Origin of the sequence: Rhodopseudomonas sp. P2A-2r (assembly GCF_026015985.1) — a bacterium.
GTDB lineage: Bacteria > Pseudomonadota > Alphaproteobacteria > Rhizobiales > Xanthobacteraceae > Tardiphaga.
Map to the genome: position 1 here is coordinate 2,561,596 of NZ_CP110389.1, position 24,597 is coordinate 2,586,192.

Genomic DNA, 24,597 nt, shown 5'->3' on the forward strand with positions numbered 1-24,597 from the left:
GATGGGCAGCGTGAAACAGCAACTCCATCGGAGAGGATCGCGCGTTGTCTCATCTCGACTCACTTCTGCTCCTGAGCGCCGCCGCGTTTGCCGGGGCGCTGGTCTCCGGGCTGGCCGGCTTTGCGTTCTCGGCTGTCGCCGGCGCGATCCTGCTTCACGTGCTGCCGCCTTCCGAGGCCGTCCCGCTGATGATGGCCTCGAGCATCGCGGTGCAGGGCGGCAACCTCTGGGCCTTGCGCAAAAATATTCAATGGAGGGAAAGCGCCGTCCTCATCGGCGGCGGATTGCTCGGCATCCCGCTATCGGTCTACTTGCTGCACAACGTCGACACGATGTTGTTTCGGACGGGGTTTGGAATAACGGTCGTTCTGTATTCGGCCTATATGCTGTTTCGCCCCTCCTTGGTGTCAAGCCACGCCATGGCCAGCAGCGGCCGGAATGCGCTGATCGGATTTGGCGGTGGGCTGATGGGCGGCCTGACCGCGATGCCCGGCGCTCTCCCGACCATATGGTGCGATCTCCACGGACTGCCAAAGGCACAGCAGCGCGGCGTCGTTCAGCCGTTCATCGCGGCGATGCAGCTGTTCGCGCTGACGCTGATGCTGTCACAGCGGACCCTGTCGTCCACCGTCCTGATCAATCTCGCCATCAGCCTGCCGGCACTCCTGGCCGGAACGGCGCTCGGCATCTTCATGTTCAGGGCAGTCAACGAAGCGCTTTTCAGGCGCATCATCCTCGTCATTTTGTTCCTGTCCGGGCTTGGCCTCATTGTCTGATCGAACCTGCCCGGTTCACGATGATAGCGGCCATCGAATCCGGCTCGGTGCATCAATGCCGGCCTGCGTGGCCTGGGCCGCCGCACCTCAATCCCCGGTGGGCATCGCGACAGCCGTAGTCGATGTGTCCTGATGTCTGATCCTGTCGAGCCGATGCAAGGCGATCGCGTGGACGATGGCAAAGCAAAGAACGACGGCGGCAAAGGTTAAATTTCTCATCATGATGTCACGTGCTCTTGGTCGGTTTGCGGATCGTCCGGCGCGGAGGTGATCTGTGATCGCTGTCGGCCTGGACCCATTGCGACGCCGACAGCACGCCGATCGGCGGCGTTCGACGCGTTGCCATTCTGCAGCGTGGCGCGGCATGCGCGTCCTCCGATCGGGGGACGTCTGTTTGGAGTGAACTATGTGGGCTGGACGCTGATCGGACTCGCGTATCCCGCAACGAGCTTGACCAGATCCGCCTGGCGAGTGGCGCCGGTTTTCTCGAACAGATGACCGAGATGCGTCTTGATCGTTGTTTCGGCGACGCCAAGGGCCGCGGCAACCTCTGGAACGCCGCCAATCTCGACGATCGCATAGAGCACGCGCAGCTCTGCCGCCGTCAGCCTGAAAGCACGACCGATCACGCCCGGCGGGGATGGCAGAGGCAGGGTAACCCTACGAACGAACACGGCTGCGATCGCGGGACGGCTGACGTCGTGCCTTCCGCGCGACGCCAGCGGCAGGATATGCGCGACATAGCGTTCTCCGCATTCGCCGGTCAGCGGCAGCGCCAGATCGTCGCTAAGTGACGCTCCGCCAATATTGGCTGCGGCGATGACATTGCGCAGCGCCTGGGCCGACTGCGGCTCGGAGGCAACAAGCTTTCCACCAGCCATTCTCATGGGCGATCTCGCAGTCAGCATGAATTTTCCAGCGCGATTGGCGTGCAGGATCCGTCCGGTCTCATCCACGATGTACAGGCCGGACGTCAGCCCATCGAAGGTATCGGCGAAGGTCGCCGCCTTTGCGTCCTTGGCATCGACGATTCGGCGTATCAGGATCGCGCGGCGTATGTGAGGGGCGAGGAGGGTCATCCGCCTCCGCACCGCCTCGTCCACTAGGCCGTCACGTTCGTGCCGGAATACGCCGAAGACAGTGATCGTCGAAGCGGATTTTTCCAGAACGACACCGACGAAGTCGACGAGCGATTGCGGCCGGATCCATTCGCGATAGAAACGCGTTTCCGCAAATTCCTCGTAGGACATCAGGTCGCTGGTTGCGACGGGCTGCTCATATTCGGCAGACAGATGCGGCATGGTCAGCGGATCAAGCCCCGAAAACTTGTCGAAGTAGAGTTTCTGATAGTACGGGTCGATTCCGAAGTTGTGATATACATTTCCTGCGATGGCCGCCGTATCCCTGGCGAACAGCGAGGCGCCGACACCGCCCACGAAGATTGCCGATCGTTCCAGTGCCGTGGGCCACAATGCGTCGTCAAGCGCAGCATCGTAGATGTCCCCGATCAGGCTGGTCAGCAACTGTTGGTCATAGGCACGTTCCGCGGCGACAGATTTCGTGTCGGGCCGTAGCCGATTGGAAACTGACCTCATTCCTAAGCTCCCGTTCTATCCGTCGTTCGGACCCGAATGACGAAGCCGCCGCGTATAGCGACATCGTGCGGCGTGCCCGCCGGCGGTCCTGTTGGGGTGCACGTCTAGCGGGACGCCAACGACAAATCTTGGCGCTCAGCGCGCGACCCTGGGCATCGCGGAACAACGCCGTGTTCACTGCAGCTATCGGATATGGACTGACGCGCATTGACGACGGAGCGTCGAGATCCGGTCGTGTGTCATGACGGCGCGCGGGCCTCCCTGACATCGGTTGGTGTCGCGTTATAGCGACGCCGGAAGCAGCGATTGAAGTACGACAGATCGCTAAACCCGACCTCGTAGGCGATCGCGCTGACGGGGAGGTCGGCGAACTGCAGGTCGCACAACATGCGGCAGGCATTTGTCAGCCGTTGGTCGAGCAGGAAAGCTGAGAACGTCGATCCATCGGCTTCAAACAATCTTTGAACGTATCGAGTCGTAACCTCGAGACGAGCGGCCACCATGCCGACTCCAATGTCGTGTCGCGCGCTGTTCCGGGCGACAAATTCCTTGGCTGATCTGAGCCGGGCTGCGCGCAATCCCTCGCTGCCGCCAAGGTGCGCGGCGGCCCGCCCGCCGCCGACGACAAGTGCCAGAAGGTCTTGCACATGGCTGATGGCCACGTGACGAAGGTCCGGCGTTGCCAGCCCGTTTTCCGCGACCAGCGCGTGCGCGTAACCTGTCAGGAGCTTCAGTGGCTCCGACCGCCGCGGGATCTGGTGCATGACGGCGTCGTCGACATCGCCAATGAGCGCTTTGAACACCGTACGCGGCACGCGAAGCGATAGCGATCTCGCCCTGAGTCCATCGATTGAATACAGTCGCATCGCTCCCGCTGACTAGCACCGCGTCGCCTTGGGATAGCTGCAGGTCGCGGTGGCGGGATGATACGGTCACGTCGCCGGAACGGTTGATGATCAGCGCGAGGTCGTCATTGCCGTCTGCGACAGCGTCCCGCGTGCGTTCGATGCGAGCCGGAGAGAGCGTGCCCGACAACAGATGCAACCCCGGCAGAATGCGCGACAGGACACAGGCCTGGAACGCACTGTCCGGCGCGGGTTCGATGTCGACCTTCAACCCGATTTGTCCGTAGTGGTCGCGCCACATTCGAGCGCGATCCGCTTCCGGAAGGTCTTCGGTTGAAAAGCTGATGGTTGTCAGCCGGTCGACTTCTTCGCGAAAGGCCGCTCCGCCCCTGATGGGCCAGGAGAGCAGGGGAAGCTGTCGACGAGCCGAGGACATGCGCGCGAACTCCATATGCCGCAGAGGGCCCAGCTCTGCGCGGCGGGTGCGGCAGGCTGCGGTGTAGCTGCAAGTGTTCAGCGCAGCGTCCTGCGATCGAAGGATGTTCCGCCGCGGGCGTATTCGCCTGCATCACACCGCTTGCACCGTGAGCCAGGGTGCGTTCGCTTCAGCGAGCGTCGTTTCATTCTGCGGATTCGGCGACAGGCTCCCGGTCGACGTCGAGGCCACCGATCGTCTTGCCGCGATGGTCGCGGACGCGAATCCAGCTCCCGCTGCCGTGCAGATCGGTCCGCGACAGAAAAAGATGGTCGGCCAGTTCGCCGGCCGCGGACATCGCACGGAGCCGGTCGGACAGCATCATGCCGCCCGGATCAAGCACAACGTACTTGCCGAGAAACAGATCGAAGAAGAAACGAGGCATGACCAAACTCACCGCAACTCTACCAAGGCGTGCTCCGCGCCGGAGGCATGCGCAGCAAGGTAATGCGTCCACCGCAGGCGCGATGTCGCTCGATGGCGTCAGCCCTATCGCCGATCCGACGACGGCAGCCGTTTCTCGAAACGGATGACCTGCCATTCTCCCGGCCTTCGCGTGATGGCAAAGCCTGCGCGCCGGGCAAGGCCCTTGATCTCATCGTTGGACTGCAGGGCCTCGCCGAGCAGTTGCCGCAATCCCAATCGGATCGCGCAGCATTCCACGACATGGACAAGCGCCGAACCGATGCCACGGCGCTGCCAGCGGTCCCCGACCGAGACGCCGAGATCTCCAGATTTCCTTTCGAGGTCCAGTGCGCAATACGCTTCGCCGACGATCAGTCGTTCGTTGTCCGATCGAATTTCAGCGGCCACGGCAAAGGTCGGGACCGGGCCATTGCCGATGAACCGCGCGGTTTCGTCGGGCGACAGCTCGTTGACGGATCCCATGAAGCGGCGATATCGGGACGAGCCTGACAACGTGCGGAAATATTGCTGAATTTGGTTGGCGTCGCTTTTGCCCACGCGCCGGATATGAATGATGTCTCCGCTCGCCGCCTTGGTCGTCCACAATGGAAGTCGATCGATCTGTGTCAGTGTCGGCATCGAATACTCCGCCTCATCGCGATTTCAGAAGCCGGCTCGTGGCATCGGGCTTGCCGTGCCGCTTTGCGCTGCGCGGACCGGATGACGGGAGCCCTTTGCTCACTGTCAATTGTCCCGCGGGAGCCCGCGCGTGGGCAGGAGCATGGGCACCTTGTTGCGGTAACGGCGGTATTCATCGCCGAGCAGCGTCATCAAGTCCCGTTCCTCGAGCTGGATGCCGACAAGGATGTAAATCGTCGTCACCGCCGCGAACAGCATCTGGCCGACCGTCATGGTGGGGGCCGACCAGAACGCGATGATGAAGCCCAGATAGATCGGGTGACGGATCAGGCGATAAAGCCCGGGCGCCTTGAACTCGGCCGCCGGAGCCGGACGTCCGGCGAAATAGGCGGCCACCTGCTTGAGCCCGAACAATTCGAAGTGGCTGATCAGATAGGTGCTCAGGACGACAATCAGCCAGCCGAGCAGGCCGACGGCCGTCACGAGGTTCGCCAGCGCCGGAGTCTCGATGGTCCAGACAACGTCGACGATGGGCTGCCACTGCCAGAACAGCAATGCCAATGACAGGCTGCTCAGCAGGACATAGATGCTGCGCTCGACGGCCGTGGACACCATGCGCGCCAGCAGTCTCTTGAAGCCTTGCCGCGCCATTCCGCTGTGCTGAATGGCAAATAGCGACATCAGCGCGAGGTCGACGAGACACGCTTGTGCAACTGGCGATGTCGGCCCGGTGTTGATGGACTTCGGGACCGCATATTGCGATACGAAGCCAATTGCATAAAGAAATGTCGCGAGAAAGATGAAATAGGCCACGGCGCCAAAGCTGAGGGCGGCCCATCGCTTGGCCGGGCTCTCGTTCGCCGATGGCAGAGGTCGTTTCACGCCGTTTTCAATTGCATTGGACATGTCGTCTCCTGATGTGTCGGGCCAGATGAAGCGAGGCCGGCGCCGCGGCGTCGGATAGCGATCTAGGGGCCGCTATTCGGCCATCGTCTCGCCGGAGCCGCCGAGTTCGGCAGGAAAGTCCTTGAGTTTCGGCAGCCCGTCCTTCATCGGCAGAACGGTCTCTGCGTAGTTGACGTGCACGGCCGGCACGAATGAAAGGCCCGGAATGGTTGCGGCGAAGACGTCCACGAGGCCGAAATGCGGATGGTTGGTCATCAGATGGCCGCCGCATTCCACGCAGTACTGACGATGGCTGCTTTCGGTTTTCCTGAACGTTGCGATCCGTTCTGCTCCGGCGGTGATGCGGACCGCACGGGGCTTCCACAGGCTGAAGGCGTTGACCGGACCGCCGGACCACGATCGGCAGGATGCGCAGTGACAGTAACCCATCGCTTCCGGCTCCCCTGTCACTTCAAGTTTGACCGCGCCGCAAAAGCAGCTTCCGATATGGGCCATGAGATCCTCCTGGATTGCCGGCGAATGCCTGGTTCGTGCCGGCAGGTGAACGGTGGGAGAGCGATATCAGGCGATCCTCAGCACCGCGCCCTCCGATCGGAGGATGCCTGGTTCTTCAGCAAGCTTGTGGTGAGTTGCGCGCAGCCGTGGTGAAATCGGACGAACGCCGGGGGCAGGGCGAGCGTTCGCCATCCAGGTCCGCTCGCCCCGGTGGCCGTCCATGCCCTGCGACACTCTGTCGTCGCTCTGTCGTACTCGATTGGTATCAGCGAATAGCAATAGAGGTGTCCGATTCTCTGCGGACACGCTGAACGGATCAACGAATGGCGACGCTGGATCTCGACAAGTCCGTGGTTGAAACCGCCTATGCCCGTTGGGCGCCGATCTACGATGCGGTGTGCGGGCCGGTGATGCTGAAGGGGCGCCGCGCCGCGGCTGCCGCAGCACGCGCGGTCGGCGGAAAGATCCTCGAAGTCGGCGTCGGAACCGGGTTGTCGTTCGACGACTACGACGCCTGCACCGAAATCACCGGCATCGATCTCAGTGCGCCGATGCTGGAGAAGGCGCGGGCCAAGATGGCCAGCGGCCGGTATCCCTATGTCAAAGACGTGCAGCAGATGGATGCGCACGCGATGACGTTTGCTGACGCGACCTTCGACTGCGTGGTGGCGCAGTTCGTCATCACTCTGGTCGCCAATCCCGAGCAGGTGCTGTCGGAGTGCCACCGCGTGGTCAAACCCGGTGGCCGCATCATTCTGGTCAATCATCTCTATTCGGAAACCGGCCTTGCCGCAGCGGTTGAGCGCTGGGCTGCGGTGAAGACCCGCGCGCTCGGCCTGCGGCCTGAGTTCCCGTTCGCGCGGCTGCAGGCCTGGGCCCACGCCAATTCGGACGCGACATTGATCGAGCGTCGCAAGGTGGCGCCGTTCGGGATCTATACGTTGGTATGTTTCGAGCGGACTGCAGCTCCGCTCGCGGCGTAGGCGTCATCGCGCCGTCATGGGACTCTGGTAGCTGCTCGGCATGGAAAGAGACGTGATGAGTGAAGGCAACGAGCGGCGCTTTCGCACTTTGTTTATCTCCGACGTCCATCTGGGCGCGCGGGGTTCGCAGGCAGACCGGCTGCTCGATTTTCTCCGCACCCACGATGCCGATACCATCTATCTGGTCGGCGACATCGTCGATGGCTGGGCGCTGAAGTCCGGCTGGCACTGGCCGCAGTCCCACAACGACTTCGTGCAGAAGATGCTGCGCAAGGCGCGCAAGGGCGCCAAGATCATCTATGTGCCGGGCAATCACGACGAATTCCTGCGCAGTTACTACGGCACGCATTTCGGCGGCATCGAGGTGGTGGAGAACACCATTCATGAGGGCGTCGACGGCAAGCGCTATCTGGTGATCCACGGCGACATCTTCGACCTCGTGGTTCAGAACGCGCGCTGGCTCGCCCATCTCGGCGACAAGGCCTATGATTTCGCCATCCAGATGAATCGCGTCGTCAACGCCTTCCGGCGCTGGTTCGGCGTGCCCTACTGGTCGCTGTCGCAATGGGCCAAGCTCAAGGTCAAGAACGCCGTCAACTACATCGGCGCGTTCGAGGAGACGCTGGCCAACGAGGCGCGTCGCCATGGCGCCGATGGCGTGATCTGCGGCCACATCCACACCGCGGCGATCCGCGACGATCACGGCGTCCGCTACATGAATTGCGGCGACTGGGTCGAGAGCTGCACGGCGCTGGCCGAGCACGAGGATGGCAGTTTCGAGATCATCACCTGGACCGATCCGCTGCGCCGCGCGGCACCGGTGCCCGCCATCGCGGCGCGGGCCGCCTGATGCGAATCCTGGTCGCCACCGACGCCTGGCACCCGCAGGTGAACGGCGTGGTGCGCACGCTGACCATGATGGCCGAGGCCGCCCGGACGCTCGGCGTCGAGGTCAGCTTCCTCACGCCGGAATCGTTTCGCACCATCGCGCTGCCGAGCTATCCCGATTTGCGCGTGGCACTGCCGGGCCGCGCCAAGATTGCGCGCCTGATCAAGGCGGCGCGGCCGGACAACATCCACATCGCCACCGAAGGCCCGATCGGCTTTGCGGTGCGGGCCTATTGCCGTCGTCGCGGCCTGCCGTTCACCACCAGCTTCCACACCCGGTTCCCGGAATACATCTCGGCGCGGCTGCCGATCCCGGAATCCTGGATCTGGGCCGGGCTGCGTCGCTTCCACGGCGCCAGCGCCGCGGTGATGGCGGCGACGCCGGCGCTGGCGGCCGAATTGCGCGGTCGCGGCTTCCGCAATGTCGTGCTGTGGCCACGCGGTGTCGACAGCAAACTGTTCCATCCGCGCAAGGCTGATCTCGGCCTGCCGAAGCCGATCTTCCTGTCGGTCGGCCGCGTGGCGGTGGAGAAGAATCTCGAGGCCTTCCTGGCGCTCGACCTGCCCGGCACCAAGGTGGTGGTGGGCGACGGTCCGGCGCGAGCCGCTCTGCAGCGGGACTATCCGAACGCCGTCTTCCTCGGTTCCCTGCAGGGCGAAGCGCTGGCAGTGGCCTATGCCGCCGCCGACGTGTTCGTGTTTCCCAGCCGCACCGATACGTTCGGCTTGGTGTTGCTGGAGGCGCTTGCCAGCGGCGTGCCGGTGGCCGCGTTCCCGGTGACCGGCCCGCGCGACGTGATCGGCGACGCCCCTGTCGGTGTGCTCAGCGAGAACCTCCAGGAGGCCTGCCTGGGCGCGCTCAAGCTTTCGCCGCAGGACTGCCTAAGGTTTGCCGCAACCCAGTCATGGGATATTTCAGCCCGGGCCTTCATCGGCAATATCGCCAGGGTACGCAGTGAGCCCGGCATTGCCGGTCCCGATCCGGCGCCGGGGCATCCGCGCGTGGCGGCCTGATCGCGGCTGCCGACCTTGCCTGACCAGGGCGGGCGGCGTTACAAACTGCGCATGGAAAATTCTGTTCTTCTGCCGATCAGCGCCGCGGACATCGACGCCGCCGCCCTGGTCATCGCACCCTATGCGGTCCGCACCCCTTGCTGTCCTCGCCGGCGCTCGATGCGCTGACCGGGGCGCGGGTGTTCGTGAAACCCGAAATGCTGCAGCGGACCGGATCGTTCAAGTTCCGTGGCGCCTTCAACAAGCTGTCGTCGATTCCGCAAAGCGCGCGCAGCGGCGGCGTGGTGGCGTTCTCGTCCGGCAATCATGCGCAGGGCGTTGCCGCGGCGGCGCAGATCCTGGGCATGCAGGCGACCATCGTCATGCCGTCGGACGCGCCGGTGTCGAAGCGCGAGAAGACCAAGGGCTATGGCGCCGAAGTGGTGCTGTACGATCGCGACAAAGAAGATCGCGAAGCGATCGCCCGCGCCATCGCCGGTCCGCGCGGCGCAACGCTGGTGCCGCCCTATGACGATCCCTTCGTGATGGCCGGGCAGGGCACCGTCGGTCGCGAGATCGCCGAGGATCTGGCCGCGCTCGGGCTGGCGCCGGATGTCGTGGTGGCGCAGGCCTCCGGCGGCGGACTGATCGCCGGCATCGCCACCGCGGTGAAAGCCCGCTTTCCGCAGGCCTCTATCATGTGTGCGGAGCCGGAAGGGTTCGACGATCACGCCATCTCGCTGCGCGCCGGCAAGCGCCAGCCACACGCGGCTCAGGGCCGCACCATCTGCGACGCGCTGATGGCTGCGATGCCGGGCGAACTGACCTTTGCGGTCAATGAGCGACTGTTGGCGCAGGGCGTCGTCGCCTCCGATGCGGAAGTGGGCGAAGCGGTGAAGTTCGCGTTTCGCGAGCTGAAGCTGGTGGCCGAGCCGGGCGGCGCGGTCGGTCTGGCGGCGCTGTTGTCGGGCCGCTTCGAGGCACGCGGCAAGATCGTGGTGATCGTGATGTCCGGCGGCAATGTCGACGCCGACCTCTATGCGAAATTGATCGCGTAGAGTCCGAATCACAGAGTTGAAGCTGGCGCAGCGCTTAACTTTACCTCGCCCCGCAAGCGGCGCGAGGTATGCGCGCGCTTCAACCGGGAAGCACCGACTGCCGGAATCGAACAGCAGTTACGAGAAGAACGCGATCTTCTCGGCCTGACTCATGCGGCGTATCGGCGTCAGCGGATCGTTGGCCGGGGTGTTCGGATGCGGGATCACGCCACCGGCGATCAGGGCCGCGCCGAGCGACGGCTGCGATGGTGCCTCGGGCTCAGGCTGCGGCGCTGCGATAGCTTCGGCTACCGGCGCGACCGCTGCGGTCATGTCCGGTTGGGCGCGTTGCGGCGCTTCCATCTCGGGAACGATGGTTTCCGATAGGACCATCTCGGGCTCGCTGAGGTCCGGCGCGGCCATTTCCAGGGCGACAATGTCGAGCACGGCCCGATCATCGGCGATCTCTTGAGCGTCGTGCTGCGCGACTTCAGCAACCTCGGACGTCGCAATATCTTCATCGATAGCGAATGCGATGTCCGCCAGCGTCGGCGAATTCACGTCGACGGCTTGCGCCATGGATGCGGGCGATTCGACCATCGCCTCTGCAACGTCAGCCGGTTGGTCGTATTCTACAGACGTGACCGCTTCAGATATCATCGCTTCAGACGCGACCGCTTCGGCAGGCGACGTAGCGTCGGTCAGTGCAGCTACTTCCGGCTGTGCCGCCGCTTTACCCAATTCGGGCGCAGCGAAATCCGCAGGCGCTTCGGCCGCATGGCGAAACAGCGGCGTCACTGAAGCTGCGTGTTTTTCCGCGGACGCGGCGGGCTGCTCGGGCGGTACTGCTGCAGGTGCCGTGGCGGCAGGCGCGGCAGCGCGCGGGGCATCTCCGGTCGCGAGTTGTTCAATCCGCTGCACCAGCACGTCGAACGACGCCAGCACGGCGGCACGACTGTCTGCGGTGGCGGTACGCTGCTGGCCGGCATCGATGGCCTGCACCTGGGTATCCAGGAGATCGCAGATCCTGACGTCGGCGCCGCATTCGCGCAAGGTCCATGCGATCTCGCGAATGATCCGTGCGCCGTTGCGTGCGGCAGACAGCGTCTCGTCGTCATCGAAGCGCGGCATCGCCTCGGCCGCGGTGACCTTGGCGTCGCGGATCGCCGAGCGGATGGCGCCGAGCGAGGCGATCAGGCCGACAATGGTGGGCGCCTGTTTCTGCGCGGCGAGGTTGGCTTCCAAGCGGGTGACCGCTTCGAGCACCATGCCGGTATCGGCGTTGCGGTTGCGCTTGGTGTATTCGGCAAGAAACCAGCGACCGCGCGACGTCTCCATGAAGGCTTCGCGAATCGCATCGTAGTCCGCTTCGCTCGGCAGCGATGCGCGGGCGGAAATCGGGGAGAGGGCAAATGCTTCGTCGGCCATGGCTAAACTCGCGGCGCAAATCACTGCGCTTTCATGTAACGATCACCATGATATCAGCCGAATCGCAATTGAATTGATGGCAGTCGAGGCAAAAATCCCCATCGCTTCGTCAACAGTGCCCCATCGATTCGCGGTGCGGCTGGCGCTGTTCTACGGCGCGGTGTTCGGCTCGGTGGGTACCTATCTGCCGTTTTTCCCGGTCTGGCTGAAGGCGGTGGGCATCGATCCGTCATGGATCGGTATCATCACAGCGGTGCCGTCGGTCACTCGCTTCACCATCCTGCCTTTCATTACCGGCCTCGCCGAGCGGCGCCGTTCGCTGCGCGCCGCTATGATCGCCACCGCGTTCTTGACCGCGCTGGGCTTCGCCGTGGTCGGGCTGCTGGAGCAGCCGCTGGCGATCTTCATCGCCTTTGCCTTCACCGCCTGCGTGTGGACGCCGATGGTGCCGCTGACCGACGGCTACGCGTTGAAGGGCGTGGCCCGCTACGGGCTGGATTACGGGCCGCTGCGGCTGTGGGGATCGGCGGCCTTCGTGGTCGGGGCGCTGGCCTGCGGCCTGCTGGTCGAGGTCATCTCCGCCCGGCACCTGATCTGGGTCATTGCCGGTATGGCGGCGCTCGGCGCCATCGCCAGCCTCGGCCTGCAACCGCTGGAGAGCCGCCGGGTCGCGCATCCGGCGCAGGCCGGCGTCTCAGGGCTGCTGCGCGACAGGGGCTTCCTCACCATCATGGCGGCGACTGCGCTGATCCAGGGCAGCCATGCCGCCTATTACACCGTCGCCTCCATCACCTGGCAGACCTCGGGGCTCGGCGGTCTGACCATCGCCGGCCTGTGGTCGCTGGGCGTGGTGGCGGAGATCGCGGTGTTCGCGCTGTCGCCGCGGTTCAGCCTGCCGCCGGCCTTGCTGGTGGTGCTGGGCGGCCTGTGCGCGGTGGCGCGCTGGCTGATCACGGCACAGGAACTTGCGCTGCCGGTGCTGGCGTCGATCCAGCTGATGCACGGCCTGACCTTCGGGCTGACCCAGGTTGGAACTATGGGCCTGCTGGTCCGCCACGTCCCCGGCCATCTCACGGCGCGTGCGCAGGGCACCATGACTGCCTGCACGGGGATCGTCATGAGCTCGGCCGCCGTCCTGTCCGGCGCGATCTATGCGCGCTATGGGCAGAGCGTCTATCTGGCCATGGCCGCGCTGGCCTGCGGTGGCGCCGCCATCATGTGGTTCGGCCGCCATCGCGCAGGCACGCCCACAGCCGGCGATCAGCCCCAGAGTGCGGAGTCGGGCGGAAAGACCGTGCTGCCGTCGTAGCGCAGGCCGTCGTCGCGGTCGCCTGCGAGTAGGAGCGGGCCGTCGAGGTCGACATAGCGGGCCTGGCGGGCGAGCAGCATCGCCGGTGCCATCGCCAGCGACGTGGCCACCATGCAGCCGACCATGATCTCCAGGCCAAGCGCCTGCGCAGCGTCGGCCATCGCCAGCGCCTCGGTCAGGCCGCCGGCCTTGTCGAGCTTGATGTTGATGGCGTCATAGCGATCGCGCAGCCCCTGCAGCGAGGTGAGGTCGTGGACGCTTTCGTCGGCGCAGATCGCCATCGGCCGACGAATTCGCGCCAGCGCGGCATCCTTGCCGGCCGGCAGCGGCTGCTCCACCAGCGTTACGCCGGCGGCTTCGCAGGCGGCGAGGTTCTCCACCAGGTTGTCCGGCGTCCACGCCTCGTTGGCATCGACGATCAACTCGCACTCCGGCGCTTCCTTGCGGACCGCCTTGATCCGGGCGGCGTCGCCGTCGCCTCCGAGCTTGATCTTCAGCAGCGGTCGGTGCGCGGCCTTGGCGGTGGCGGCCGCCATCGCCTCCGGCGTGCCCAGCGAGATCGTATAGGCGGTGGTGCAGGCGCGTGGCGCAGGCCGGCCGAGCAGGTCCCAGATCCGCCGGCCGCTGGCCTTGGCGTCGAGGTCGAGCAGGGCGCAGTCCAGCGAGTTGCGGGCGGCGCCGGACGGCAAGGCAGCCTGCAGCGCGGGGATGCCGATGCCGCCGTCGAACGCCGCCTGCGTGGACAGGATCGCCGCAAGCGTGGCTTCCGGGGTCTCGCCATAGCGCGCATAGGGCACGCATTCGCCGCGCCCGGTCACGCCGCCGCGCGACAGTTCCGCGGTGACGGTCACGGCCTCGGTCTTGGCGCCGCGGCTGATGGTGAAGGCGCCGGCGATCGGCCAGCGCTCGATCCGGGCGGTGAGGGCGATCGATCGGGAATTGTCGACGTCGGACAAGGGCGGCCTTCGGGTCTTGAGCATCGGGCAGGCGAGGGATTACCGCGCCGGCGACGACAATAAATTGATGCATCCATCGAAGTATACGTCACGCTCGAACTTGTTTGCGACGCAATCGCAGTCTTTCACTGCGCGGCGGATCATATGGGCTGGAATTAACCATACCATCGTGTGGACACTCTCAGATTACCCGCTCCGTGTTAAGACTTTGGTAAATGTACAGGGTAAACGAGCGCAGGAGCCGGCCGTGAGCGGCGGACCGAGTCTGGAACAGGTCGCCAAGGGCGATGGCCTTGCGTTGTGTGCCGCCGGTTCGTGGACGGCGTCCTTCGCCCCGGCGCTGGAACGGCTGGTGACCGATGCCGAGAAGCTGACCGGCAGCCGGCCGAACATCTTCATCGACGTTTCCCAGGTCTCCAAGCTCGACACGTTCGGCGCCTGGCTGATCGAGCGGCTGCGCCGGTCGCTGACCCAGGGCGGCATTGAGGCGAAGATCGCCGGCCTGTCCGCCAATTATTCCAGCCTTGTGGATGAAGTGCAGCGGGTCAAACCGGCGGCGCCGAGCGTCAAGCAGGGGATGCTGATCACCGACATGCTGGACGGCGTCGGCCGCAGCGTCGTCGGCATCGGAACCGGCCTGGTCGCGCTGATCGACATGGCCGGCGCCGTGATCGCGGCCTGGCTGCGCGTGCTCGTTCGCCCCTCCCAGTTCCGGCTGACATCGACGGTCCACCATCTCGAGCAGGTCTGCTGGCGCGCGGTGCCGATCGTGGTGCTGATCACCTTCCTGATCGGCGCCATCGTGGCGCAGCAGGGCATCTTCCATTTCCGCAAGTTCGGCGCCGACGTGTTCGTGGTCGACATGCTCGGCCTGCTGGTGCTGCGTGAACTCGGCGTGCTGCTGGTGGCGATCATGGTCGCCGGCCGCTCCGGCAGCGCCTACACCGCCGAACTCGGTTCGATGAAGATGCGCGAAGAGATCGACGCGCTGCGCACCATGGGCTTCGATCCCATCGAGGTGCTGATCCTGCCGCGCATGATCGCTTTGGTGATCGCGCTGCCGATCCTGACTTTCCTCGGCGGCATGGCCGCGTTGTACGGCGGCGGTCTTGTCGCCTGGCTGTATGGCGGCGTCGACCCCGAAGCCTTCCTGTCGCGATTGCGCGATGCCATTTCGATCAATCACTTCCTGGTCGGCATGATCAAGGCGCCGGTGATGGCACTGGTGATCGGCATCGTCGCCTGCGTCGAAGGCCTTGCCGTGCAGGGCAGTGCGGAGTCGCTGGGCCAGCACACCACCGCGTCGGTGGTGAAGGGGATCTTCCTGGTGATCGTCATGGATGGCGTGTTCGCCATCTTCTTCGCATCGATCGGAATCTGACGATGCCGGCAACCCCGTTCGAGCCCATCATCCGGGTCCGCGACCTCCGCGTCGATTTCGGCCCGCGGCATGTGCTCGATGGACTCAATCTCGACGTCGGCCGCGGCGAAATTCTCGGCTTCGTCGGTGCATCCGGCGCCGGCAAGTCGGTGCTGACGCGCACCATCATCGGGTTGATGCCGAAGGTCGCCGGCCACATCGAGGTGTTCGGCACCGATATGGACAGCGCCGACTTCGCGGCAAGGCGCGTCATCGAGCGCCGCTGGGGCGTCCTGTTCCAGCACGGCGCGTTGTTCTCGTCGTTGACGGTGATGCAGAACATCCAGTTTCCGATGCGCGAATATCTCAACATCTCGCAGCGTCTGCTCGACGAGATCACCATCGCCAAGCTCGGAATGGTCGGGTTGAAGCCGGACGTCGCCGAACGCTTCCCGTCGGAACTGTCGGGCGGCATGATCAAGCGCGTCGCGCTGGCGCGCGCGCTGGCGCTCGATCCGGAGATCGTGTTCCTGGACGAGCCGACCTCGGGACTCGATCCGATCGGCGCCGGCGACTTCGATGAACTGGTGCGCACGCTGCAGCGGACTTTGGGCCTGACCGTTTTCATGGTAACTCATGATCTGGACAGCCTTCATACAGCGTGTGACCGGATCGCCGTGTTGGGCGAGGGCAAGATCATTGCCCAAGGCACCATGACGGACATGCTTGCCTCGCAGCATCCGTGGCTGCGGGAATACTTCCACGGAAAACGCGCTCGGGCCGTTGTCGGCTAGTTGCTACTGGAGTTGGTTGGATGGAAACGCGGGCGAACTACGTCCTGATCGGCACGTTCACGCTGGCGGTGATCGCGGCGGCGTTCGGCTTTGTGCTCTGGTTCCAGAACCTGCACAGCACCAAGCTGCGCAGCCCGCTGCGCATCGTGTTCGAGGGCCCCGCATCCGGTTTGCGCAACGGCGGCAATGTCAACTTCAATGGTATCAGGGTCGGTGAAGTCATCTCGGTGAAGATCGACAATCCGCGACGCGTGGTCGCACTGGCGATGGTCGAGAACAACGCGCCGATCCGCAAGGACACGCTGGTCGGCCTCGAGTTCCAGGGCCTCACCGGGGTCTCGGCAATCTCGCTGAAGGGCGGCGACGAAGCCGCGCCCGCCGTGCCGCTCGACCAGGACGGCGTGCCGACGCTCACCGCGGACCCCAATGCGGTGCAGGACATTTCCGAAGCGATCAAGGCGACGCTGCAGAACGTCAATCGCATCGTCTCCGAGAATCAGGAGTCGGTGAAGAATTCGCTGCGCAATGTCGAGACCTTCACGGCAACGCTGGCGAAGAACTCCGAAGTGATCGACGGCATCATGCTGAAGATCGACAGCGTGATGGGCAAGACCGACGGCATCATGAGCAAGGCCGACGGCGTGGTGGCGCGCACCGACAATATCCTGCTCGGCCTCGATGCGCTGGCCGGCGGCAAGGACGGCGGCGAACTCACGCTGGCGGTGAAGTCGTTCCATGAGCTCACCGAGAACCTCGACAAGCGGTCGGGCGCGCTGATGGCCGATGGGCGCCGCACGCTGGCAGACATCAGCCGCGCCGTGAACAATCTCGACCGCAATCCGACCCGTCTGTTGTTCGGGGCGAGCACCGGCAGCACCAACGCCCCGGCGCAAGCACCGCCGCCGGGCCCTGCAGCGGCTCCGGCCGGACGAAAGCGACAGTAGCCGCCGCGTTCATCCGCCAGGACATCACGATCGAGGCCCGCCATGGAGCGCCACACCCTGAGCAACGGCCGCATCACCGCGACCGTCAAGGCCGATGGTGCCGAACTGTGCTCGCTCCAGGACGCCGCCGGGCAGCAACTGCTGTGGCAGGCGGGCGCGGTTTGGCCGCGCCATGCGCCGATCCTGTTTCCGATCGTCGGCCGGCTGAAGGGTGACTTGCTGCGTCATCGCGGCAAGGCCTATCCGATGACGCAGCACGGATCTCGCGCGTGACCTTCGCTTCGCGTGGACGGCGCACGACGCGCAGTCCTGTTCGCTGGAGCTGCGAGACAGCGCCGCGACGCGCGAGAAGTTTCCATTCGCATTCCGGCTGCTGGTCACCTATGCGGTGCATGACGACCAACTGGTCATCACCTATGAGGTCAGCAATACAGGCGACGAGATGATGCCGGCCTCGATCGGCGCACATCCCGCCTTCGCCTGGCCGCTGCCCGGCGCCGAGGACAAGGCATCGCACACCCTCGTGTTCTCCGACGCCGAACCGGCGCCGGTGCGGCGTCTCGACGGCGGGCTGTTGCGCGCGCAATCGCAGCCGTCGCCGGTGGAGGGCGGTGCGCTGGCGCTGTCGGAAGAGCTGTTCGCCGACGATGCCATTGTCATCGACCAGCTCGCCAGCACGTCGTTGCGCTACATGGCGCCGGGCGCGCCGACCATCGATTTTTCCTGGCAGGGCTTTCACCAGCTCGGCCTGTGGTCGAAACCGGGCGCGGCGTTCCTGTGCATCGAGCCGTGGCTCGGTTATGCCAGCCCGGCAGATTTCGACGGCGAGTTTTCCCGCAAGCCCGGTGTCATCCACATCGCGATCGGCGAAACCCGGTACTTCGTGCAGCGCATCGGCGTGTCGTAACAGGCGCGCTTCGTTTCGCCCGCGTTGTTCTACGCCGCGCCGAACATCTCGTATTGCGAACACCGGCTCTGCTGCAGCCGGTGCCGTCATGTCGTCAGCGGGCTGCGCTGCGACCTGGCGCGGCAGCAGGCGAGGTCGCCGCACCTTCGAGGTTTCGATAGAGCAGGTTGGCGCGCAGCAGGTGATCCCGCATGGCCTGTTCCGCGCCGGCGGCGTCGTGTTCGGCGATGGCTTCCACAATGCGCTCGTGCTCGGCGAGGGTCAGATTTTCGACGCCCGGTGCGCGCACGATCGAGTGATAGTATTCGCTGGCCCATTTCAGCAGGGCTTCGACGATGACGGGAAATATCGGGTTGCCGCTGATCGCTGCGATCTCCCGGTGGAAGGCCATGTCGCGCGCCAGAAAGATCTCCGGCTCCACCAGCGCCGCGCGGTGTTCGGCGAGTTGCACCCGCAGCCGCGCCACGTCGTCGGCGGTCGCACGCCGGGCTGCGATGTTGGCCAGGCCAGCCTCGAGGAAGACGCGGGCCTCCTTCATATGCTCCAGCGTTCCCGGCTGCGTGCGCAGCAGATGCTGGGCGCCACTCGCGATCTGCTCGATCAGCAATTGGGCGGTAGGCACCGCTACCCGCGCTCGCTCCCCGTGCGTGATCTCTACAATCCCCGAACGCGCCAGGGTCTGCAGCGCCTCGCGCACGGCTGGCCGCCCCACACCGTAGAAGTCCATCAGCTCGCGTTCCGAAGGCAGATGGTCGCCCGGCGCCCATTCGCCACTGCGAATGCGCTGTGTCAGGCGGTCATGGACGTCCTGGTAGAGTTTTCGGCGCTGGATCGGTTGGCGGGTCATTATCTCAACATATCACATACTTGCCGCCGCCATGGCAGCCCTGCTGCTCGCCACAGGCGATCCACAGTCCTCTCCAACTTCGACTTGCGGGGCCAGTATTAGTGATATAGTGATCATACCACTTATGTAGTCATTATACCACTTTGGGCCAACGCATCCCTCTGCATGAAGGCGGTGCGAGGCCCGGGTTCCGACGCGGCTGTGCGCCGGCGATGTGCCGGCGCAGCTGCAGACGGAATGGGAAACGGGAGGAACACGAGATGAGCGTAGCGATCGCGCTGTTTGGCGCAGGCGGCAAGATGGGCATGCGCCTGTCCAAGAATCTGATCGGATCGCCGTTTACGGTGCGTCATGTCGAACCAGGCGAAGCGGGCCAGAAGCGCCTGAAGGACGAGTTGGGCATTGTCGCGGTGTCCGAAGATGCTGCGCTCGATGGCGCCAAGGTGGTCATCCTGGCCGTGCCGGACACCCTGATCGGCAAATTGTCGGCGGCCATCGCGCCGCGCCTGAAGCCGGGCACCATGGTCATGACGCTGGATGCCGCCGCGCCCTTCGCCGGCCATCTGCCGGATAACAAGGATCTGGTGTACTTCGTCACCCATCCCTGCCATCCCGATATCTTCAACGCCGAAGTTCATGGCCCCGGCGTGCCGGATTATTTCGGCGGCGTTCGCGCGCCGCAGTCCATCGTCAGCGCCCTGATGCAGGGGCCGGACGAGGCCTTCGAACTGGGCGAGGTGATCGCCAAGGTGATCTACCAGCCGATCGTTCGCTCCTATCGCGTCACCGTGGAGCAAATGGCCCTGCTGGAGCCCGGCCTTTCCGAAACCGTGTGCGCGACCTTGCTGGACGTGATGCGCGAGGCCATGGACGAGGTGGTTGCACGCGGCGTGCCCGCCGACTGTGCGCGGGATTTCCTGCTCGGCCACATGACGATCCTGGCGGCGGTGACCTTCAAGCAGATCAACGGCCAGTTCTCCGACGCCTGCAACAAGGCCATCACCTTCGGCAAGCCACGGCTGATGCGCGACGACTGGATCAAGGTGTTCGATCACGACGAGATCGCGGAAAGCATCCGTCGCATCACCTGACAACGATCAGGGCACGTGCGTCACAACGCACGCGCGTGCCCAAGCCAACCAAAACAAAACAACAAAACAAAATAGGGCCACCGGGGAAACCATGCCTGCAAATACAGCCGCCAGCGTCGAACAATCCGCAGTGCGCAAGATATCGCTGCGCGTCGTGCCGTTCATCGCGCTCATGTTCTTCATCAATTTTCTCGACCGGACCGCGATTTCCTTCGCCGGTCCCAACGGACTGACCAGAGATCTCGGCCTCACGGCCGCGCAATTCGGATTCGCCGCGGGCGTGTTTTTCGTCGGCTATATCCTCTTGGAGATTCCCAGCAACCTGGCGCTGCACAGGTTCGGCGCGCGGCGCTGGCTGGCCCGTATCATGGTGACCTGGGGCATCATCGCGCTGCTGTTTACCTGGGTCAGCAGCGCCGAGGGCCTCTATGCGCTGAGGTTTCTGCTCGGCGTTGCCGAAGCCGGGTTCTTTCCTGGCGCAATCCTTTATCTCAGCCTGTGCGTGCCGCAGCAGCATCGCAGCCGGATCCTGGCGTTGTTCTACATCGCCCAGCCCCTGACCACCGTGCTCGGTGCGCCGTTCGCTGGGCTGCTGTTGCAGGCTGACGGCGCCTTCGGCCTTGCCGGCTGGCGCATCATGTTCTTCGGCGTCGCTGTGCCGGCGATCGTCGTCGGCATCATCGCCTGGTATTATCTTGTCGATAAGCCCGCCGACGCGAAATGGCTGACGCCCGAGGAAAAAGCGTGGCTGACCCGTGCGCTCGAAAATGAGGAACGCGCCAAGAGCAACCCGCAGGGCGCCATGGTCGGTAGCGTGTTGCTGAACGGGCGCGTGTGGGCACTGGCGCTGGTGTACTTCGGTCTGGTCTACGGCCTCTATGCGCTGGCCTTCTTCCTGCCGACGATCATCTCCGGATTCGAGGCTCAGTTCGGCACCAAGTTCGGCGTCCTGGAGAAGGGGCTGATCACGGCGGTGCCCTACCTGCCGGCGGCGTTCGCGCTGTATTTCTGGAGCCAGGACGCTTCGAAGCGTGGTGTGCAATGGTGGCACGTCGGGGTCCCGGCCTTGGTCGGAGCGCTGTCGATCCCGGTGGCGCTGACGATGGGATCGCCGGCCATGACGATCGCCACGATCACCATCACGGCCTGTGCCATCTTCTCGGCGCTTCCCAACTTCTGGGCGATCCCGGCGCGCTTCCTGTCAGGCGCCGGTGCCGCAGCGGGCATCGCGCTGATCAACACGGTCGGCAATGCCGCCGGCTTCGCCGCGCCTTTCATTACCGGCGCTGTGAAGGATGCCACGGGATCCTACCAGATCTCGATGCTGGTGGTCGGCGGCGTGATGCTGGTGTCGGCGATCGTCGTATATCTGGTTGGCCGCAGCGCCGAGCCGGTAGCCCTGCGCGCTGGATCCGGCGCCTAGCGGTTAGCCCATGCCGACCGGCGTCGCTGTCCGCGGCAAGCCGGCCGGAACAATCTCGCAGCGCTCCCATTCAGGGGCGCTGCATCGTTGGAGACAGCCATGACTTCCTTCAAACGCATCGAAGCCGACTACCTGCTGGAAACGGCCTTCGATCCCCGCAAGGCCGCCGAGACCATGGCCGGCGAGCAGTCGAGCGGCACGTTCGTTGCGGTGCCGGGAGAGACGCCGGAATTGAAAGAACGCGCCGCCGCGCGCGTCGAAGCCCTGGAGATCGTCGGCACCGCCGACCGGATGGCATTGCCCGGCGCGAGTCGCCCGGCAGACTCCACCGCCATCCGGCAGGCGCGGGTGACGCTGTCATGGCCCATCGACAACATCGGCCCGTCGCTTCCCAATCTGATGGCCACGGTCGCCGGCAATCTGTTCGAACTGAAGCAGGCGTCCGGGTTGCGTCTGCTGGACATCCGGCTGCCGGACGTTTTTGCCGACGCCTATCCCGGCCCGAAGTTCGGCGTCGCCGGCACCCGCGCCCTGACCGGCGTGGCCAACGGACCGCTGATCGGGTCGATCGTGAAGCCGTCGGTCGGCTTCGGGCCGGTCGAGACCGCCCAGCTTGTCTCGGTGCTGTGCGAGGCCGGCATCGATTTCGTCAAGGATGACGAGTTGCAGTCGGACGGTCCGGCCTGTCCGTTCGAGGATCGCGTGCGGGCGGTCATGGAGGTGGTCGACCGGCACGCCGACCGCACGGGAAAGAAGGTGATGATCGCCTTCAACCTGACCGGCGACCTCGACCAGATGCGCCGGCGCCATGATTTCGTCGTGGCGCAGGGCGGCACCTGCATCATGGCAAGTCTCAACTCGGTCGGTCTGGTCGGCATGATCGAGTTGGGACGGCACACGCAACTGCCGATCCATGCGCATCGCAACGGCTGGGGCTATCTCGGCCGTCACCCGCTGCTCGGCTGGTCCTATGTGGCGTGGCAGAAGTTCTGGCGGCTGGCCGGCGCCGACCACATGCATGTGAATGGCCTGCAGAGCAAATTCTACGAAGACGATGACAGCGTCATCGCTTCGGCGAAAGCCTGCCTCACGCCGATGTTCGCGCACAAGCCGTGCCTGGCGATGCCGGTGTTTTCGTCCGGCCAGTCGGCGCGGCAGGCACCGGCGACCTTTCAGGGGCTGGGCTCCGGCGATCTGATCGTGACCGCGGGCGGCGGCATCATGGCCCATCCCGATGGCCCGGCGGCCGGCGTCACCAGCCTTCGCTGCGCCTACGAGGCGGCGATGGCCGGCATCCCGCTCGAGGTCCATGCGCGCAGCCATCCGGCGTTGGCCAAGGCCCTTGCGGGCTCCTTCGCATGACCGGCCTTGCGGCTCCGCGTGCGCTGCCCGACGGGCTGCTGCTCGGCTTCTACGGCGACGACTTCACCGGTTCGACATCGACCATGGAGGTGATGTCGTTCGCCGGCCTGCCGACGGCGCTGTTCCTGGATGCGCCGACGCCCGAACGCCTGAAACGTTTTGCCGGTTACCGCGGGGTCGGCATTGCCGGCATTGCGAGGTCGCAGACGCCGGACTGGATGGACGCCCATCTGCCGGGACTATTCGCCGCGCTGGCAGCCCTGCATGCGCCGGTGGTGCACTACAAGATCTGCTCGACACTGGATTCGGCGCCGCATGTCGGATCGATCGGCCGCGCCATCGATATCGCTGCCGGCGTGTTTGCGGAGGGCTGGACTCCATTCGTCGTCGCGGCGCCGGCGATCGGGCGCTACCAGGCCTTCGGCAACCTGTTCGCCGCGGTGGCAGGAACTGCGCACCGGCTGGATCGCCATCCGGTGATGGCCCGCCATCCGGTGACGCCCATGGACGAGGCCGACGTGCGTCGCCATCTCGCACGCCAGACCAGCCGGCCGATGGGTCTGGTCGATCTCGTTTCCACGAAGCAGGGCCGCGGTGACGCCGTTCTCGCGCATGAACTGGCGCAGGGCGCGCGCATCGTTGCGCTCGACGTCGTCGACGAGGAGACGCTGATCGAGGCCGGCCGCCTGATCTGGGAACGTGGCGGACGGCCCGTGTTCGCCGTCGGATCGCAGGGCGTCGAATACGCGCTGGTGGCGTATTGGCAGGCCTGCGGCCTGCTCGACAAGGCGGACGAGCGCGCCGTTCGCAGCGGCGTCGACCGCATCGCCTGCGTGTCAGGTTCCTGTTCGCCGGTGACCGCCGGGCAGATCGCCCATGCCTGCGACAACGGCTTCGCCGCGCTGCGGATCGATGCCACGCGCGCGGTGGATCCGGATGACTGGGCGCGGGCGATCGGACAGGCCGCGGACGACGCGCTGGCGGCCATCGGCCGGGGACGCGATCCGCTCATCTTTACGGCCGCCGGCCCCGACGACCCCGGCGTCGCCGCGCTCGGCGCCGCCATCGCCACCAGCGGCAGCGCCAGCGGCGCGGTCAACGATCGCATCGGCAAGGGGCTCGGGCAGTTGCTCGACCAGGTGATGCGCAAGGCGCGGCTGCGCCGCTGCGTGGTCGCCGGCGGCGACACGTCCGGCCACGCGACGCTCGCCATGGGCATCTACGCGCTGACCGCGCTGGCGCCGATTGCGCCGGGTGCCCCGCTGTGCCGCGCCTATGCCGACGATCCGTCCTGCGACGGCCGCGAGATCGCGCTCAAGGGCGGACAGATCGGGGCGCCCGACTACTTCTCCGCCGTCAAACGCGGCTGAGAGCCGGACGGTCGGCGCCACGTGCAGCGCATCTGCGCGTCATAGCCGCGCGTGTCGCTCAAATTCCGATTTGAATGTCAAACAGCCAAGCTCTGCCGTTCTCGCGGCGCCGATGGCGTCCGAGGTATGAGCAGTTCTCCCCTCGGGACATGAGGGGAGCGGCGCGCCGGCAGGCGCGGTTGTGGTGGTTGGGACGCGGTCCATCTTGCGATGGATCGCGGCGCCTGCCGGCGCGCCACCGCGGGATTTATGGCTGAGGGACCGTTCTTCCGGGACAGTTTCCGGCGGGATTTCCCCGCGTTGCCACTGTCCACGTCCAGCCGGCAAAGAGCGGCAGAGCCCCGTAGTGGGCCCGGACGGTGACCTCCAGCCTCCCGGGGCGTGCTTGCGAGGCACGCGCGCGGGACACCGCATCCTGCTCCACTCTCAAGACGCCTCATGACAGCGCCTCTCGTTGAGCAGGACGGAACGGATTATAGGTCGAAATAGGATAATAATCGAATAAAAGTTGAGACGGTGCCGTGGCGAGCAGGTGTGCCGGGGCGCGCCGGCGTGACCCATGGGCCAGCGGCCGCTCAAATCCGGATCTTGCGCAAACATTCGGCAAGGCTTGCTTAAATATTTGACTTTGAATAATAGCAAAGTTGTTTAGCAATATACGGGCAAAGGAGCGTATGGTCCGGCCGCCGATCCCACCGTCTTCTTCGCGGGCGATGGAGGCTCGGGAAGTGACCGGGGGCGCGGCGCAAAGCGATCGTCGATATTGACG

21 protein-coding genes and 2 pseudogenes are annotated in these 24,597 nt (G+C 65.1%); 14 read left to right on the top strand and 9 right to left on the bottom strand.

Annotated elements, in window-relative coordinates:
- Positions 1-44: 44 nt before the first annotated feature.
- Positions 45-776 (top strand): sulfite exporter TauE/SafE family protein, encoded by a 732-nt coding sequence (locus ONR75_RS11995; RefSeq protein ID WP_265082783.1) that lies wholly within the window; start codon positions 45-47, stop codon positions 774-776.
- A gap of 404 nt (positions 777-1,180) precedes the next feature.
- On the opposite strand, the gene ONR75_RS12000 is transcribed toward ONR75_RS11995, so the two are convergent.
- The 6 genes from ONR75_RS12000 to ONR75_RS12025 form a co-directional block, all read right to left on the bottom strand.
- A complete protein-coding gene (locus tag ONR75_RS12000; protein WP_265082784.1) occupies positions 1,181-2,299 on the bottom strand; it encodes a helix-turn-helix transcriptional regulator in 1,119 nt (372 codons plus the stop codon).
- A gap of 311 nt (positions 2,300-2,610) precedes the next feature.
- The gene (locus ONR75_RS12005) at positions 2,611-3,174 is read right to left on the bottom strand and encodes a helix-turn-helix transcriptional regulator (protein WP_265082785.1); all 564 of its coding nucleotides are present in this window, start codon (positions 3,172-3,174) and stop codon (positions 2,611-2,613) included.
- A gap of 662 nt (positions 3,175-3,836) precedes the next feature.
- Entirely contained in the window at positions 3,837-4,232 is a 396-nt protein-coding gene (locus ONR75_RS12010; protein WP_265082786.1) for a hypothetical protein, read from the bottom strand.
- Positions 4,181-4,702: a GNAT family N-acetyltransferase gene (locus tag ONR75_RS12015; protein ID WP_265082787.1), complete on the bottom strand. Its 522-nt coding sequence runs from the start codon at positions 4,700-4,702 to the stop codon at positions 4,181-4,183. The genes ONR75_RS12010 and ONR75_RS12015 overlap by 52 nt, the downstream gene beginning before the upstream one ends.
- Positions 4,703-4,840: 138 nt before the next feature.
- Positions 4,841-5,641 carry a methanethiol S-methyltransferase gene (gene mddA, locus ONR75_RS12020; RefSeq protein WP_265082788.1) on the bottom strand — a complete coding sequence of 267 codons (801 nt, stop codon included), beginning with the start codon at positions 5,639-5,641 and terminating at the stop codon, positions 4,841-4,843.
- Between the two features lie 72 nt (positions 5,642-5,713).
- Complete coding sequence (locus ONR75_RS12025; RefSeq protein ID WP_265082789.1) at positions 5,714-6,136, bottom strand: GFA family protein; 423 nt, start codon at positions 6,134-6,136, stop codon at positions 5,714-5,716.
- 323 nt (positions 6,137-6,459) lie between these two features.
- On the opposite strand from ONR75_RS12025, the gene ONR75_RS12030 reads away from it, so the two are divergent.
- The 4 genes and pseudogenes from ONR75_RS12030 to ONR75_RS12045 all read left to right on the top strand — a co-directional run bounded on the left by ONR75_RS12030 (position 6,460) and on the right by ONR75_RS12045 (position 10,058).
- The gene (locus ONR75_RS12030) at positions 6,460-7,119 is read left to right on the top strand and encodes a class I SAM-dependent methyltransferase (RefSeq protein ID WP_265082790.1); all 660 of its coding nucleotides are present in this window, start codon (positions 6,460-6,462) and stop codon (positions 7,117-7,119) included.
- A gap of 55 nt (positions 7,120-7,174) precedes the next feature.
- Entirely contained in the window at positions 7,175-7,969 is a 795-nt protein-coding gene (locus tag ONR75_RS12035; protein ID WP_413776462.1) for a UDP-2,3-diacylglucosamine diphosphatase, read from the top strand.
- On the top strand, positions 7,969-9,021 hold the full coding sequence (locus ONR75_RS12040) for a glycosyltransferase family 4 protein (protein ID WP_265082792.1): 1,053 nt from the start codon (positions 7,969-7,971) through the stop codon (positions 9,019-9,021). The genes ONR75_RS12035 and ONR75_RS12040 overlap by 1 nt, the downstream gene beginning before the upstream one ends.
- Before the next feature lie 51 nt (positions 9,022-9,072).
- Positions 9,073-10,058 (top strand): annotated as a pseudogene (locus tag ONR75_RS12045) (threonine/serine dehydratase).
- A gap of 117 nt (positions 10,059-10,175) precedes the next feature.
- On the opposite strand, the gene ONR75_RS12050 reads toward ONR75_RS12045, so the two are convergent.
- Positions 10,176-11,465 (bottom strand): hypothetical protein, encoded by a 1,290-nt coding sequence (locus ONR75_RS12050; RefSeq protein WP_265082793.1) that lies wholly within the window; start codon positions 11,463-11,465, stop codon positions 10,176-10,178.
- A gap of 76 nt (positions 11,466-11,541) precedes the next feature.
- On the opposite strand from ONR75_RS12050, the gene ONR75_RS12055 reads away from it, so the two are divergent.
- Positions 11,542-12,774, top strand: a complete 1,233-nt coding sequence (locus ONR75_RS12055) for an MFS transporter (RefSeq protein ID WP_265082794.1) — start codon at positions 11,542-11,544, stop codon at positions 12,772-12,774.
- On the opposite strand, the gene dgcA is transcribed toward ONR75_RS12055, so the two are convergent.
- Positions 12,726-13,730 (bottom strand): N-acetyl-D-Glu racemase DgcA, encoded by a 1,005-nt coding sequence (dgcA, locus tag ONR75_RS12060; RefSeq protein ID WP_265082795.1) that lies wholly within the window; start codon positions 13,728-13,730, stop codon positions 12,726-12,728. The genes ONR75_RS12055 and dgcA overlap by 49 nt on opposite strands.
- Positions 13,731-13,977: 247 nt before the next feature.
- Between dgcA and ONR75_RS12065 the strand changes: the two genes are divergently transcribed.
- From ONR75_RS12065 to ONR75_RS12080, 4 genes and pseudogenes are all read left to right on the top strand, one after another.
- A complete protein-coding gene (locus tag ONR75_RS12065; protein WP_265082796.1) occupies positions 13,978-15,111 on the top strand; it encodes an ABC transporter permease in 1,134 nt (377 codons plus the stop codon).
- Positions 15,112-15,113: 2 nt separating this feature from the next.
- Complete coding sequence (locus ONR75_RS12070; RefSeq protein ID WP_265082797.1) at positions 15,114-15,884, top strand: ABC transporter ATP-binding protein; 771 nt, start codon at positions 15,114-15,116, stop codon at positions 15,882-15,884.
- Positions 15,885-15,904: 20 nt separating this feature from the next.
- Positions 15,905-16,828 (top strand): MlaD family protein, encoded by a 924-nt coding sequence (locus ONR75_RS12075; RefSeq protein ID WP_265082798.1) that lies wholly within the window; start codon positions 15,905-15,907, stop codon positions 16,826-16,828.
- Between the two features lie 42 nt (positions 16,829-16,870).
- Positions 16,871-17,735 (top strand): annotated as a pseudogene (locus tag ONR75_RS12080) (aldose 1-epimerase family protein).
- 94 nt (positions 17,736-17,829) lie between these two features.
- Here ONR75_RS12080 and ONR75_RS12085 read toward each other — a convergent pair.
- Positions 17,830-18,582: a transcriptional regulator NanR gene (locus tag ONR75_RS12085; RefSeq protein WP_265082799.1), complete on the bottom strand. Its 753-nt coding sequence runs from the start codon at positions 18,580-18,582 to the stop codon at positions 17,830-17,832.
- 260 nt (positions 18,583-18,842) lie between these two features.
- On the opposite strand from ONR75_RS12085, the gene ONR75_RS12090 reads away from it, so the two are divergent.
- The 4 genes from ONR75_RS12090 (at position 18,843) to ONR75_RS12105 (ending at position 23,828) form a co-directional block, all read left to right on the top strand.
- Positions 18,843-19,673 carry a phosphogluconate dehydrogenase C-terminal domain-containing protein gene (locus ONR75_RS12090; protein WP_265082800.1) on the top strand — a complete coding sequence of 277 codons (831 nt, stop codon included), beginning with the start codon at positions 18,843-18,845 and terminating at the stop codon, positions 19,671-19,673.
- 91 nt (positions 19,674-19,764) lie between these two features.
- On the top strand, positions 19,765-21,096 hold the full coding sequence (locus tag ONR75_RS12095) for an MFS transporter (RefSeq protein WP_265082801.1): 1,332 nt from the start codon (positions 19,765-19,767) through the stop codon (positions 21,094-21,096).
- A 99-nt stretch (positions 21,097-21,195) separates the two neighbouring features.
- Positions 21,196-22,458 (top strand): ribulose-bisphosphate carboxylase large subunit family protein, encoded by a 1,263-nt coding sequence (locus ONR75_RS12100; protein ID WP_265082802.1) that lies wholly within the window; start codon positions 21,196-21,198, stop codon positions 22,456-22,458.
- Positions 22,455-23,828: a four-carbon acid sugar kinase family protein gene (locus tag ONR75_RS12105; RefSeq protein ID WP_265082803.1), complete on the top strand. Its 1,374-nt coding sequence runs from the start codon at positions 22,455-22,457 to the stop codon at positions 23,826-23,828. Before ONR75_RS12100 ends, ONR75_RS12105 begins: the two co-directional genes overlap by 4 nt.
- Positions 23,829-24,597 lie beyond the last annotated feature (769 nt).

Excerpts from the sequence above, each read along its gene's own strand:
- ONR75_RS12050 (WP_265082793.1), bottom strand. The coding sequence starts at position 11,465 with ATGGCCGACGAAGCATTTGCCCTCTCCCCGATTTCCGCCCGCGCATCG.
- ONR75_RS12040 (WP_265082792.1), top strand. The coding sequence starts at position 7,969 with ATGCGAATCCTGGTCGCCACCGACGCCTGGCACCCGCAGGTGAACGGC.
- ONR75_RS12025 (WP_265082789.1), bottom strand. The coding sequence starts at position 6,136 with ATGGCCCATATCGGAAGCTGCTTTTGCGGCGCGGTCAAACTTGAAGTG.
- ONR75_RS12055 (WP_265082794.1), top strand. The coding sequence starts at position 11,542 with ATGGCAGTCGAGGCAAAAATCCCCATCGCTTCGTCAACAGTGCCCCAT.
- ONR75_RS12085 (WP_265082799.1), bottom strand. The coding sequence starts at position 18,582 with ATGACCCGCCAACCGATCCAGCGCCGAAAACTCTACCAGGACGTCCAT.
- ONR75_RS12100 (WP_265082802.1), top strand. The coding sequence starts at position 21,196 with ATGACTTCCTTCAAACGCATCGAAGCCGACTACCTGCTGGAAACGGCC.
- ONR75_RS12070 (WP_265082797.1), top strand. The coding sequence starts at position 15,114 with ATGCCGGCAACCCCGTTCGAGCCCATCATCCGGGTCCGCGACCTCCGC.
- ONR75_RS12095 (WP_265082801.1), top strand. The coding sequence starts at position 19,765 with ATGCCTGCAAATACAGCCGCCAGCGTCGAACAATCCGCAGTGCGCAAG.
- ONR75_RS12090 (WP_265082800.1), top strand. The coding sequence starts at position 18,843 with ATGAGCGTAGCGATCGCGCTGTTTGGCGCAGGCGGCAAGATGGGCATG.
- ONR75_RS12035 (WP_413776462.1), top strand. The coding sequence starts at position 7,175 with ATGAGTGAAGGCAACGAGCGGCGCTTTCGCACTTTGTTTATCTCCGAC.
- mddA (WP_265082788.1), bottom strand. The coding sequence starts at position 5,641 with ATGTCCAATGCAATTGAAAACGGCGTGAAACGACCTCTGCCATCGGCG.
- ONR75_RS12030 (WP_265082790.1), top strand. The coding sequence starts at position 6,460 with ATGGCGACGCTGGATCTCGACAAGTCCGTGGTTGAAACCGCCTATGCC.
- ONR75_RS12010 (WP_265082786.1), bottom strand. The coding sequence starts at position 4,232 with ATGGCAGGTCATCCGTTTCGAGAAACGGCTGCCGTCGTCGGATCGGCG.
- ONR75_RS12075 (WP_265082798.1), top strand. The coding sequence starts at position 15,905 with ATGGAAACGCGGGCGAACTACGTCCTGATCGGCACGTTCACGCTGGCG.
- ONR75_RS12105 (WP_265082803.1), top strand. The coding sequence starts at position 22,455 with ATGACCGGCCTTGCGGCTCCGCGTGCGCTGCCCGACGGGCTGCTGCTC.